7 protein-coding genes are annotated in these 14,073 nt (G+C 69.2%); 6 read left to right on the forward strand and 1 reads right to left on the reverse strand.

Going from position 1 to position 14,073, the window contains the following annotated elements; translation table 11 throughout:
* Window positions 1-35: 35 nt before the first annotated feature.
* On the reverse strand, window positions 36-638 hold the full coding sequence (locus FAF44_RS41685; RefSeq protein ID WP_237108920.1) for a hypothetical protein: 603 nt from the start codon (window positions 636-638) through the stop codon (window positions 36-38).
* Between the two features lie 331 nt (window positions 639-969).
* Between FAF44_RS41685 and FAF44_RS41690 the strand changes: the two genes are divergently transcribed.
* The 6 genes from FAF44_RS41690 to FAF44_RS41715 form a co-directional block, all read left to right on the forward strand.
* Window positions 970-1,506: a GNAT family N-acetyltransferase gene (locus FAF44_RS41690; RefSeq protein ID WP_272895737.1), complete on the forward strand. Its 537-nt coding sequence runs from the start codon at window positions 970-972 to the stop codon at window positions 1,504-1,506.
* 101 nt (window positions 1,507-1,607) lie between these two features.
* Window positions 1,608-1,805 carry an alpha/beta fold hydrolase gene (locus tag FAF44_RS41695; RefSeq protein ID WP_237108922.1) on the forward strand — a complete coding sequence of 66 codons (198 nt, stop codon included), beginning with the start codon at window positions 1,608-1,610 and terminating at the stop codon, window positions 1,803-1,805.
* Window positions 1,806-2,003: 198 nt separating this feature from the next.
* A complete protein-coding gene (locus tag FAF44_RS41700) occupies window positions 2,004-3,461 on the forward strand; it encodes a hypothetical protein (protein WP_237108923.1) in 1,458 nt (485 codons plus the stop codon).
* Between the two features lie 231 nt (window positions 3,462-3,692).
* A complete protein-coding gene (locus tag FAF44_RS41705; RefSeq protein ID WP_237108924.1) occupies window positions 3,693-4,109 on the forward strand; it encodes a hypothetical protein in 417 nt (138 codons plus the stop codon).
* 248 nt (window positions 4,110-4,357) lie between these two features.
* Window positions 4,358-8,389 carry a LamG-like jellyroll fold domain-containing protein gene (locus FAF44_RS41710; RefSeq protein ID WP_237108925.1) on the forward strand — a complete coding sequence of 1,344 codons (4,032 nt, stop codon included), beginning with the start codon at window positions 4,358-4,360 and terminating at the stop codon, window positions 8,387-8,389.
* A 109-nt stretch (window positions 8,390-8,498) separates the two neighbouring features.
* Window positions 8,499-14,073: RHS repeat domain-containing protein (locus FAF44_RS41715; RefSeq protein WP_237108926.1), on the forward strand; the 5,575-nt coding region annotated here is incomplete at its 3' end.

Genomic DNA, 14,073 nt, shown 5'->3' on the forward strand with positions numbered 1-14,073 from the left:
ACCCGGCCCTACCTCCTCATCCCGGCAGGAGGCGATCAGCCGGGCCCCAGCAAGCCGGTGAGCTCGGCGATCGCTCCGGCCGAGGGGTGGAAGCAGCGGCGCACGTTCTCGGTCTTCTTACGCAGGGACTCGGCCATCAGCATCAGCAGGCTCGCGCCCGCCTCGCCCAGGTGGGTGAGGGCCGAATGGCGGAACTCGTGCAGATCCCAGCCGGTGCTCGGCCCGCCGAGCGCGGTGTGAGCATCCAGCAGCGCGCGGGCCTGCCCGTACGACAGGCGGGCGCATCCGGTGTCGGGGCAGACATCGCGCGGCGCGACGACCTTGCCCGGGCCCGGACGACGGTGGGTGATCAACACCGGACCGCGGGTGCGGCCCTTCAACAGCCGTGCCGTCCCGGCATCCCAGAACGCCGCCTCCAGCACCACGCCCTCGCCCAGGTCGGTGACGAAGCGCTCCTCGGGGCGGAAGGCCGGCCTGCGCACGGTCGAGTGCAGGCCGTCCGCGCCGACGACCAGGTCGAAGCGGCGGGTGGGGCTCTTCTCGAAGGAGACGGCGACGCCGTTGGCGTCCTCGGTGAGCGAGGTGATGGTGTCGTCGAAGATACACTCGGTCCGGCTGGCCGTGACGTCGTAGAGCATGCTCGAGAGCTTGCTCTCATGCGCGCTTGGCCGCGGAAGTCGGCGGAGTGGCCGCCGCCGCGCAGCGAGGTACGGTGAGGTGATCGCGGAGCACCCCGACGCGACACTCAGGGAGATCGCTCAGGTGGCGGGCATGGGCTCCAGGGCGGTGACGACCACGCAGTGGGCGGAGTTCGCGAAGGACGTGCCGCCGCCTTGCCTGGCTTCCAGATTCCTCTCGCTCGTCCAAGTGTCCGGCAGATGTCCGGCCAGTGCCCTGGCATAGCCAGCTCCTGTGACGCAGAGTCTGAACATGCGTCCACGGGCCCAGGACGAAAGGTCATGCGAGCCGATGAAGCCCACGTGTTCCCTGCTGCCGGTGCGAAGGGGTGATCTCCCGTTCGTGAGTGAGCTGGGCAATGGTGACGAAGTGGACAACCCCTTCATGTGGTTCGGCTGGTACGACCCGGAGCGATTTCACCGCCGCTGGGAGGAGAGCGGGCTGCTTGGCGAGGACCTCGGCATGCTGCTCATCCACGCCGAGAAGGACCGGGTCGGCTTCGTCTCCTGGGTCAGGCAGGTCACCACCCGGGTCCCCCTCTCGTTCTGCTACGACCTGGGGATTGCCGTCGCCCCCGCGTTCCGCAGCCAGGGGTACGGCACGCAGGCCCACCAACTGCTGGCGCGCTACCTGTTCGAGCACACGACGTGCAACCGGGTTCAGGCCCGCACCGAGACGACGAACCTGGCCGAGCAACGGACCCTGGAGAAGGCCGGCTTCCTTCGGGAAGGCACGATCCGCGGTCTCACCTGGCGCGCGGGTCAGTGGCGCGACCACGTGATCTACAGCATCCTGCGAACCGACCTGATCACCCCGCCGAAGCCCTGAGCTTCTCCGCCTTGCACGGGGGCGCCCCGTCCCGAATGAGGCCGCTCTCTGCGGAGGAAGGAGCGGCTGATCTTGCAAGGACCCTCAGGAGGGTCCCTGACGTGCTCGCCCCACCGTCGTCGATCACCGCGCCCACCTCGATCGTGCACGGCGACCAGGACCCGGTCTGTCCACTCGGTCACGGCGAGGCCCTGGCTGCCGCGATTCCAGGCGCAGTACTCCACGTCGTGCCCGGAATGTGCCATGTCATGACTACACCCGGCCTGCCGGAGGAGGTCGCCGACCTGATCCGGCTGTGACCCGCCTTGCCACGAGCGAGATCGTACCGATGAACACGAGACGGAAATCGCCCTCAACCCTCAGATGGGCAGCCAACGCCACCCACATCAGTGGGGATGGACCATCAGCGGTGATCGCCTTGCAGGAAGGCTGCACGGCGCGGCGACCGGCGTCGGTAGCATCGTGCCGCAGACGGCGATCTCGACAAGGTGGATGTGATGTACCTGATCTACCGGTCGTGGGACCAGGGCGTCCTCGGCAAGCACGTACGGCACCTGCCCGAACCCACCGTGCTGCTCTGGGTGCGCAGAATGTGGGCCGACGTCATGGCGGCGATCTCCGGCCTCGAGGAGGAGCGTGCGTCCGCCACCGCCCACAGTCTGCTCACCGACGAACTCGGCGCCAGCGTCTACGGGCTCGCCCACCTGTTCCTCGGCGGCGGGCCGCCCCCGCAGAGTATGCGGGAGGTGCGCACGCTGGCGCACACCCGGCTACCGGACACCGAGCAGTGCAACGCCGACGAGCAGAGCCTGCGCGTCCTGGCCAACGGCCTGACCTACGAGGTGGCGTACTACCTCCTCGACGACGACGCCGCGGCGGCCAGACCGCAACGCTGGTCCTATCCGCTGCACCAGGGCCCGTTACCGCACACCCCGCCGCCAGGCCCGGTGTCACGTCCCAGCGGTGCCGGCACCGGTTTTGTCTGCCCGGTCCCGCCGGTGCGCCTGACGTCGCAACCGCCCTCCGGGCCTGGCACGAGCTACGCCCTCCTGCTCACCTGCCGGTCCGTGCACTACAGTGTCGGTTGGGACCCTCCCTACGTCCTGCCCGGTGTCCGCATCCCGCACCTCGGCGCCGCACTGCGCGAGATCGCCGCACCCGCCGCCGACTGGCCGCTGGAACTGCGAGTGCTGCGCGCGCTGGTCGCGCCTGGCGAGAACGGCATCGGCCCCGCGCTGCAGCGCTGCACACGGTGGCCCGGCTACTCCTCGCCGCAGGCGCAGGACAGCGGGTTCGTACACATCGAATCCCACGAAGACGCCCTGCGGGTGATCGAGTCCTCTTCCCCGGCGCAGGCCGAGCGCCATGTGGTCACCGTCGGCGAGCATGCCGCGCAACTCTCGATCGGCACCGGGTTCGGCGACTTCGAGCAGTGGTTCCTCTTCGACGACGTATGGGCCGCTGCCCAGACCGACCTGGCCCTCTCGCTGGTCCACTACGGCTACCACTGGGATCCGCTGTGCCAACGCCGGCACGTGGGCTGGGCACCATGCTCCGACAACCGCATCCGCTACCACGCCACCACCACCCCGGACGGACAGGTGAACGTGGCCATCGCCGAACCCGAGCCCGACCAGACGATGGTGGTCATGCCACTACCGGCCCATGAGGATCAACCGGCAACCACCACGAGCACGGTCGAGGACGCGGTCGTGGAGATCCTGCTGCACCAGCCCACACCTGACACGTTCACCTTCGGCCACTTCTCCATCCCGCGCGGGCCCGGCGGGCACGCACGAGCGCGGGCACTGGCCCGCCGCATCCGTGCTGACCTGCGAGCCGCGGGCATCGTCACCACAGCCGGCTGGCTGCCCGCCGACCGGCCGAACGGCAAAACCTTCCTGCGCACGCTCGGCACCATGCACCCGCCCAAGCCCCGCCACGGCGCCGGATGAGCTCAGTTGCCGCCGTCTCCATGGTCCGGCACGCCCTCGCCTCGCTCCCCCGGAGTTCGACCCTGTCGGCAAGACCGAGCGATGGCGGCGCATCCACGACCACGGTGTCGAAGCCCCTTGGGCAGGTGCCTGGACCTAGCGATCGTCGATGACACCGGCCCCGCCTGCCACGCCGTGCCCGGCCTCATGTCCGGGCTTTCCGGTGGTACGCCACGGTGAGCCTCGACCGCGATGGCTATGTTGATGATTTGCATTCCCGAGGAGAGTCAGCCGGTCTACCGGAGCGGGCTTCACGCTCTCGCCGACCCGCTGGCGCTACCGGTCGAGAATTGGCTTTCCCCCGGAGAGAAGGAGCTGGTTCGTGGCATCGACTTTTCGCCACCACCCGGAGTTTTTCTGACCTTCCATGCGTGGCAAGGCAAAGAACTCCGGCCTACGTCTCAATGGCCGGGCGACCCGAGGAAGTGCGTCAAACGCATCCTGCTTGCCCGGGTGGATCTCGGCGTACCGGATCCTGATGCGGACCGCCGAAGACCCCTCATGCCGAGCCGGCTCCGGTGCCGCCCACAGCTCGATCCACGCGTCGACGTTTTTCTCTTCCAGCAGTCGGAAGAAGGTGTATACCTTCGCGATGTTGTCATTCTGTGAAATCCGGGACGCCATCCTGCCTTGATTCTCATCGGTCGCGTTCGCTGTTGCGCGCTCGAAGCACGAGGGGCGAAACATTCTAATGGCTCACTCTGAAACAGCGCTGAATTCTCGCTGAATGACTTTTGATATTGCCCGCCGATCTTTGCCGTGCCTACACTCCATCCGACAGTCCGGCCGATTGACTTCTGGCGAACGTGAGGCTGAATTTCGTGTTACGAAGGCTGACCGCGTTATCCGCGGCATTCGTGCTGTCGACCGGTATGTTGGTCGCCGTCGAGGCCGCCGCGACGGCGGCGGCACCGCAGGACCAGGTGGCCCCGACCGAGGAGGCGGCCACTGCGAGGGCTCGCCAGTCGGGCATCAGGGTCGAGGTCTTGTCCAGGAGGAGCGAGAGCCGGGAGGTTTTCGCCAACCCCGACGGCACCTTCACCGCGGTGGAGCACCTGCGCCCGGTCCGGGTCAGGCAGGACGGCGGATGGGTGACGCCAGATCCCACCATGGCCAGGCGCCCCGATGGCTCCATCGGGCCGCGGGCGACGGCGGTGGGCCTGTCGGTGTCCGGCGGCGGTGCGGACACGCCGTTGGCCCGACTGTCATACGCGGGTCGCGCGCTGGCGCTGACCTGGCCTGGCCGCCTGCCCGAGCCCGAGCTGCGCGCGGAAACCGCCGTGTACGCCGAGGTGATGCCGGGGATCGACCTGATCGTCCGGGCTGACGTGGACGGATTCGCGCACACGCTCGTGGTCAAGGATCAGGTGGCGGCGGCGAACCCCGCGCTGGCGAAGCTGACGTTCGGCCTTCGCGCCGACGGCCTGTCCGTGGGCAAGCAAGGCGACGGGCGTCTCACCGCGACCGATCGCGCGGCAGGCGGTCCGGTCTTCGAGGCGCCTGGCGCGATCATGTGGGACTCAGGGACGGACCAGGGGAACAACCTGGTCAAGGGCCCCTCGCCGCTCTCGAAGGTGGCCGAGATGCATACGGCGGTCGAGGACGGCGGCCTCACCCTGACTCCCGACATGAGCCTGCTCAACGACCCGGGCACCTCGTTCCCCGTCTACATCGACCCGGTGTGGAAGACGGTCAAGGCCTCGGCCTGGACGTATGTGTCGCGGGCGCATCCCGGCGACTCGTACTACAAGTTCGGCGGCGCTTCGACGGCGGGCATGGGGTTGTGTGAGGGTGACAGCGCCTGCGTGCCCTCGGATGTCAAGCGCCTGTTCTACCGCATGCCGACCAGCGCGTACGCCGGAAAGTACATCGTCTCGGCCACCTTCACCGCCCGCGAGACGTGGTCGTACTCCTGCGAGAGCAGGACGGTGCAGCTCTGGCGGACCAAGGGCTTCACCGAGAACTCCACCTGGAACTCCACCGCCGACAACTGGCTGGACCACCTCGACTCCAGGGACGTGGCCAAGGGCTGGGGGGCTGCCTGCGAGGCGGGCGACGTGGAGTTCGACGCGCTCGCTGCGGTCAAGGCGGCGGCCGCGGGCGGCTGGTCCACGACGACGTTCGGGCTCAAGGCGTCGAACGAGGGTGACCGCTACGCGTGGAAGCGCTTCGCCGACGACGCCTACCTGACGGTCAACTACAACACCCCGCCGCCGCAGCCCAAGATGTCGAACCTGTCCATGAACCCGGGCGGCCGGTGCGTGCACGACAATCCGCCGGCGGTGAACGTCCCGCCTGAGCTCAAGGCCGTCCTTTACGACGCCGACTCGGGGGACGCGAAGAAGGTCTACGCGGAGTTCAGGGCCGTCTGGGACGGCGAGGTGAAATGGGAGTCCGCGAGAATCGGCCCGCTGACCACGGGATCGGTCTTCAAGGTGAAAATGCCGTCCACCATCCCGCAGAGGAAGACCCTGTCCTGGGCGGTCCGCACCTATGACGGCTACCAGTACAGCCCGTGGAGCTTCGCGGGCAGCGCGACCGCCTGCTACTTCACCTACGACGCGAGCGTCCCCGCGGCCCCGGTCGTGACGTCGGCCGACTACCCCGAGTCCATCGGCGAGGAGCCCGACCCGTGGTACGACGGCGTCGGCAGGTACGGCCGCTTCACCGCCGACTCCGCCGCCAACGATGTCACGAGGTACGTCTTCGAGGTCGACGGCAAGCTGATCGAGCGCAGGCCGGCCACCCCGGGCGGCCCGGTGACTCTGGACATCGCCCCCGCCCACTCCGGGCCCAACTCCATCGGCGTGCAGGCGTTCGACGCCGCGAACAACTACAGCGCGATCCGCGGCTACCTCTTCAAGGTGAAGGCGGGCTCACCGGCCAGGGCCGAGTGGGCGCTCGACGATCCGGAGGGCGCCACCCAGCTCGCGGAAGCCACCGGCGCCTTCCCAGCCGCGGCGCACGGCGACGTGACACTCGGCCTGGACGGTGTCGCCGGCACCGCGATGCAGGTCAACGGTGCGACCGGGTACGCGAGCACCGCGGGGCCCGTCCTCGACACCACCAAGAGCTTCTCGGTCTCGGCATGGGCCCGCCTACCCGAGGGCAAGCAGGCCAGGGCCGGCGTGGTCACCACCCAGATCGGCGCCGTCCGCCCAGCCTTCGAACTGTACTATTCGGCGTCGTACGATCGGTGGATCTTCAACCGGTTCAGCTCGAACACCGCCGACGCCACGATCACCAGGGCCACGGGCACGGCGTCGCCGCAGGGCGGCGAGTGGGCGCACCTGGTCGGCGTGTACGACGCGGTGGCCAAGGAGATCAAGCTCTACGTCAACGGCAGGCTCCAGCAGGCCACGCCGTTCACGACGCCGTGGAACGCGACCGGCGTGCTGCAGATCGGCGCCGGCGCCTATGACGCGCTGCCCCGCTCGTTCTTCTCCGGAGAGATCGACGACGTCAGGGCCTTCGACCGCATCGTCACCGAGGAGGAGGCCAGTGAGCTGTTCACCCGGCATCCGGTGGTCAAGGGCCGGTGGAAACTGAACGACGCGGCCTCCGCCGTCCGCCAGGCCACGGTCCACTGGACGCTTGACGAGGCCGCGGGCGCCACGCGGGCGGAGGATGCCTTGGGTCGGTACCCGGCGGGCAAGTCCGGTGGCGTCGCGTTCGGCGGCGCGGGGAAGGTCGGCACGTCCGCCCGCCTCGACGGGGTGGACGGACACCTGCGGACCACGGAGCCGGTACTGGACACCACGAAGAGCTTCACGGTGACGGCCTGGGCGAAGCTGCCCGCGACCAAGCCGACCCATGCCTCCGTGATCGCCACGCAGGCCGGGGCCGGGCAGCGCAGCGGCTTCGAGCTCTACTATTCGGCGTCGTACGATCGGTGGATCTTCAATCGGTACAACGGTGACACCGCCTCGGCGGCGGCGATCCGCGCCCAGTCCACCGCCGTCCCGCAGACCGGCGTGTGGACCCACCTGACCGGTGTCTACGACGCCGCGGCCAAACAGATCAAGCTGTACGTGAACGGCAAGCTCAACTCCACCACCGCGTTCACCACACCGTGGAACGCGACGGGACCGTCGATGATCGGAGCGGGCTGGTACGGCTCGGCGGGCCAGTTCTTCACGGGCGACATCGACGACGTCCGGATCTTCAACCAGGTCGTCCCGGACTCGGAGATCGCGCGGCTGGCCGGCGGCTCGCCCCTGACCGTCGCGGCCGACGACACGCCGCTCGGGCGGCACATCACCCTGTACGGCAACGCCTTCATCGACCAGGGAGCCGGCTGGGTCGGCAACCCGCCGGGCGGCCTGGTGCTCGACGGCTCCGGCGACTACGCGGCGACCTCGGTCCCGGTGGTGCACACCGACGAGAGCTTCACCGTCGCCGGCTGGGTGACCACCGCCGGCCGCCCCGACCGGGCCACGGCCGTCCTCAGCCAGGAGGGGGCCGTGAACAGCGGGTTCGTGCTGCGCTACCGTCCGGACGACGCCGATCCCGCGAACGCGGGCTCGTACCAGATCGAGATGCCCGACGCGGACGCCGCGGGCGCCGCCCGGCCGACTGCCGGGCACTCGGCCTTCCAGTCCGGGTTCTCCTGGGACCACGTGGCGCTGGTGTACGACGCCTTCCAGGACGAGATGCGGCTCTACGTCAACGGGGAGCCGGAGCAGACCGAGGAGCACGTGTCCTGGCGGTTCGACGTGCGCGGCTTCGACGCGACCAAGGGGCTCCAGTTGGGCCGGGCCAAGAGCGGCGGGGTCTGGGGCGAGTACTGGCCGGGGGTCATCGACGACGTGTGGGCCTTCCAGGGGATCGCCACGCAGGAGCAGATCCAGCAGTTGGCCGGCGGCGCCGAACTCGACACCGATACCTGACCAGCCCCGCCCGTCCCCATGGGCGCCGTCACCATGGCCGGCGGCGCCCACCACCCACGCATCCGCCGTCCATCGAGCGGGAGCAACCGTTGCTGTCCGGAAGGAAGCCATGAAGGGGTTGACGAACCCGCTGGTCATGCTCACGGCTCTGATCGTCGCGGCCGGGGCGCTGGTGGCGACGCCGGCGCACGCGCAGGCAGAGCCGGGGAAACCGCCCGAGGTCAACAGCGCCGAACGGATCGTCAAGGGCAGGGCACTGGCCACCAGGCCACGAGAGCCCGACCCGACGCCGGAGGCGGTGACCTGGCCGGCTCCGGGGGCCGCCGAGCTGAGGGCGTCGGGTGGCGCGAAGGTCACGACGATCGAACAGCGAGGCTCACGCGTCCGGGGCCTGCTGTTCAGCGTGAGCTCCGCCGCGCAGACCGACGTCGAGCTTGACTACTCCCGCCTGGCCGCTGCCTACGGAGGTTCGTTCGGCAGCAGGTTACGCCTCGTGCGCCTGCCCTCCTGCGCCCTGACCACCCCGGACGTGCCTGCCTGCCGCACCGGCACGCCGCTGGCTGCCCGCAACCACACGGAGAGCAGGACACTCACGGCCAGGATCCGGCCTGCGGCGAGCACCCGGACCGGCGCGGGCACAGGCAGCACGACCGTGCTCGCGGCGGTGGCCGGGGTAGCGGGGGACCACGGCGACTACTCGGCGAGCCGTCTCGCGGCGTCGGCCACCTGGGACGTCTCCGAGCAGTCCGGTGACTTCTCCTGGTCTTACCCGATCCGCGTCCCGCCCGTCCCCGGCTCCCTGACCCCGGAGGTGGAGATCTCGTACTCTTCGGGCTCGATCGACGGCCGCACCTCCAGTACGAACAACCAGCCGTCCTGGGTCGGTGAGGGGTTCGAGCTCTGGCCGGGTCACATCCAGCGTGGCTACAAGCCGTGCTCCGACGACGGTGGCCCCAAGGACGAATGGGGCAACTCCCCCGGCGACCGCTGCTGGGCCTACGACAACGCCACCATCAGCTGGAACGGCAAGGCCGGCGAGCTGATCCAGGCGGCTGACGGCACCTGGAGGATCAAGGACGACGACGGCACCAGAGTCGAGAGGCTGAAGGACACGGGCAGAGCCAACGGCGACGACGACGGCGAGTACTGGAAGGTGACCGCCACCGACGGCACGCAGTTCTTCTTCGGCCTCAACCGGCTCCCGGGCTGGACGAGTGGCAAGCCGGAGACCGGTTCCGCCTGGACCGGCCCGGTATTCGGCGATGACGCGGGCGAGCCGTGCCACGGCAGCACGTTCGCCGTCTCCTGGTGCCAGCAGGCGTACCAGTGGAACCTGGACTACGTCGTGGACCCGCTCGGCAACGCCGTCTCCTACTTCTACACGCAGGAATCCAACCGATACGGCCGCAACCTCAAGCCGGCCGACGGCACACCATACGTGAGGGGCGGCTGGCTGGACAGGATCGAGTACGGTCACCGCTCCGACACCCTGTTCACCGCGAAAGCCCCGGCCAGAGTGCTCTTCGGCGTCTCCGAGCGATGCTTGCCGACCAGCGACTTCGACTGCGCGGAAAGCAAGATCGGCGCCAACCCGACCAGGTGGCCCGACGTCCCGTACGACCTCAACTGCGCGGCCGGGACCGAGTGCAAGGACACCCACGGCACGGTGGCCCCCAGCTTCTGGTCGCGCAAGCGGCTCACCGAGATCTCCACCCAGGTGCTGAAGACCGACGGCGGCTACCGCGACGTGGACTCGTGGACCATCGGCCACAGTTGGGGCGACGCCGACATCGACCAGGCGCTCCTGGTCAAGGAGATCAAGCACACGGGCCAGGCCGCCACGCCGGCCGTGACGCTGCCGTCGGTGACGTTCAACCACGTGCAACTCCCCAACCGTCTGGACAGGACGGGCGACGACATCGCGCCGTTCGTGAAATACCGTGTGGGCGCGATCTACGACGAGTCCGGCGGCCAGATCGACGTGACCTATTCCGGCGCCGACTGCACGCTGGACAGCCTGCCCGCGCCGGAGACGAACACCCGTAGATGTTTCCCGGTCAGATGGGAACCTCCGGGCTACGAGGACCCGATCACCGACTGGTTCCACAAGTATGTGGTCAGCAGGGTCGTACGCCTGGACAGGACCGGCGGCGCGCCCGACATGCTCACCGACTACGAGTACCTCGGCGGCGCGGCCTGGCACTTCGACGACGACGACGGCCTGACCAGGGAGAAGGACAAGACCTGGTCGCAATGGCGAGGCTACGGGCACGTACGTGTGAGAACCGGCGGCTGGAACGACCCGCGTTCCCAGACCGACCGCCTCTACCTGCGCGGCATGGACGGTGACCGGCTGAACGCCTCAGGCGGGACCAAAGCGGTGAGCGTCTCCGACGGCGAGGGCGGCAGCCACGTCGACCACGACTCGCTGCGCGGGTTCCTGCTGAAGGAGATCGAGTACGACCGGCCCGGCGGGACGGCAGAGGTGAAGACCGTCAACACCCCGTGGCATCACCAGACCGCCGGCAGGTCCAGAAGCTGGGGCCCGGTGAGCGCCGACCTCACCGGGGTCGGCAAAAGCCGTACGTGGGAGCTGATGGACGGCGGCTCCTGGCGGCAGACGGAGACGGCCACGACCTACGACACCACGGCGGGCCTGCCCACCCAGGTCGATGACAAGGGCGACGTGTCCACCACCGCCGACGACAGATGTGTCAGGACGAGCTACGCGCAGAACAGAGCCGCCTGGCTGCTCGACTTCGCCTCCCGGGAGGAGACCGTCGCGGTGAGCTGCGCGACGACCCCCGACAGGAGCAAGCACGTCATCGAGGACAACCGTTCCTTCTACGACAACGGGGCGTTCGGGGCGGAGCCCTCCAAAGGGCTCCAGACCAGGGCAGAGGAAATCGCCGCACATGACGGCGCCAACGCCACCTACCTGGCCAAGGAGGTGTCCACCTACGATTCCTACGGCCGCGAGCTCACGTCCAAGGACGCTCTCGGCAACGTGACCACCACCGCCTACACCGACACCGCCGGGCTCAACACCCAGGTCACGGTCACCAGCCCACCGGCCAAGGCGGGCGACGCGGCCACCTCGCACGTCACCGTGAACCAGCTCGATCCGGCGTTCGGCCTACCCACGACGCAGACCGACGCGGGCGGGCTGCGCACCATGCTGGCCTACGACGCGCTCGGACGGCTGGCCAAGGTGTGGCTGCCGGACCGGTCGGGCGACACCGGGCAGAACCCCAACCTGGAGTACAGCTATCAGACGGCCGAGGGCAGGATGGTGGCCGTCGGGACCAGGCGGCTGACCGCCGAAGGCGGCCAGAGCGTGCCGTCGTACCAGCTCTATGACGGTTTCCTGCGGCCACGCCAGACCCAGGAGCCCGGTCCCGGCGGCGGACGGCTGATCGCGGACCGGCTCTACGACGCGCGCGGCAACCTGGCCGGCGAGTACGACGTCTACTACTCCACCGGCGCCCCGTCGGCGACGCTGTTCGGCCCCTATGACGGCAACGTCGAGTCACGCAAGGCGTACGAGTACGACGGACGCGGCCGTAATACTGTGGAACGGTTCCTGGCCGGCCCGGGCGACGGCGGCGAGCGGTGGCGCACGGTCACCTCCTATACCGGTGGCCGGGTGAGCGTGGACCCGCCGAACGGGGACACGCCGGTCACCACGCTGACCGACGCCCGCGACCAGGTCGTGGAGCGGCGCCAGTACCGCGGCGACGCGCCGACCGGCGCCTACGACAGGACCACCTACGCCTACACGCCGCGCGGCGAGCAGGCGATGGTCACGGATCCGGCGGGCAACATCTGGACCCACCGCTACGACCTGCGCGGCCGCGAGATCCAGAACGACGACCCCGACCGCGGCACGACCAAGCGCAGCTACGACGACCTCGACCGGGTCGTGTCCGTGACAGACTCCCGAGACGAGACGATCGTCAACGCCTACGACGGCCTCGGCCGCAAGACCGTGACCCGCGCCGGCTCGGTGACCGGCCCCATCATCTCGTCCTGGACCTATGACACGGTCCGCAAGGGCCTCCCGTCCGGCTCCACCCGCATCGTGAACGGCCAGTCGTACACGATGGCCGTCAACGCGTACGACACGCTGAACCGCGCGATCCGCAGTACGGTCACCATCCCGGCGACGGAGACGGGCCTGGCGGGCGCGTACGTGTTCGACACTCGCTACAAGCTCGACGGCACGCTCCAGTCCACCGGCTTCCCCGCCACCGGCGGACTGCCCGCCGAGACGGTCGTGTACTCCTACGACGCACTACGCCGCCCCACCACGACCGGCTCCAACCTCACCTCGTACGTGACCCGCTCCACGTACAGCCTCACCGGCAAACCGGAGCAATACGAACTGTCCACCGGCGGCAAGAAGTCCTGGCTCACCTACACCTACGAATACGGCACGCGGCGGCTCCAGTCGTCCAGGGTGGACCGCGAGGACATCGATCACGCCGACCGCAACGCGGCCTACTCCTACGACGCCGCGGGCAACATCATGCGGATCTCCGACGGCACCTCGGACACGCAGTGCTTCACCTACGACTACCTGCGCCGCCTGACCGAGGCGTGGTCACAGCAGGCGCAGACCTGCGCGGACGCCCCAAGCACAGCCGTGCTGGGCGGGGTCGCGCCGTACTGGCAGTCGTTCGAGTACGACCTGACCGGCAACCGCACGAAGGAAGTCGAGCACGCCGTCGGCGGCGCCGCCGACACCGTCCGCGCCTACGCCTACCCGGCCGCCGGCCGGCCCCACCCGCACGGCGTCACGTCGGTCACCCAAGCAGACCGCACGGACACCTACGCCTACGACCCCGCCGGAAACATGACCGGCCGCCCCGGACAGGTGCTCGAATGGGACGCCGAGGGCCTGCTGACCAAGGTCGCCGAGGGCACGGCGGTCACCTCCTTCGTCTACGACGCCGACGGCGAACGGCTGATCCGCCGCGAGCCCGGCGCCACCACCCTCTACCTGCCCGGCATGGAGCTGCGACTGGACACCACGAACGGCTCCGCCGAGGCCACCAGGTACTACGCACACGACTCGGCCACCATCGCGGTGCGCCGGCCCAGCGGGGTGCACTTCCTGGGGGCCGACCACAACGGCACGGGTGAGATCGCCATCGACGCCGCCACCCAAGAGGTCACACAGCGCCTCCTCAAGCCGTTCGGCCAGCCGCGCGGCGAACCCGCGGGCACCTGGCCCGGCGAGAAGGGGTTCGTCGGCGGTGTCACCGACACCTCGATCGGGCTGACCCGGCTCGGGGCGCGGGAGTACGATCCAGCGCTCGGCAGGTTCATCAGCGTGGACCCGGTCATCGACTACGCCGACCCCCAGCAGATGAACGGCTACGCGTACGCGAACAACAGCCCGCTCACCTTCACCGACCCGGACGGCCTGCTCCTCAAGAGCAAGCTCGCCAAGAAGATCAAGACAGCCGCGTACAAGAAGAAGATCGCGTCCGCAGGCGGTCACCGCGGCTCGCGCGGCAGCCCCGTCGGCGCTGTCGCGAAGCGCACCAGCGGGTTCTTCTCGGGCGGCCTTGGGCGTAAGGGACTCTTGCCCAAGCGGATCTCGCCAATCGCTGGGAAGAGCGCGCTCGCCAAGAGACCTCCTGGTCGCACCCCCATCAGCCTGGCCTCCTCCCCCGCCC

The organism is Nonomuraea sp. MG754425 (assembly GCF_021699195.1).
Classification (GTDB): domain Bacteria; phylum Actinomycetota; class Actinomycetes; order Streptosporangiales; family Streptosporangiaceae; genus Nonomuraea.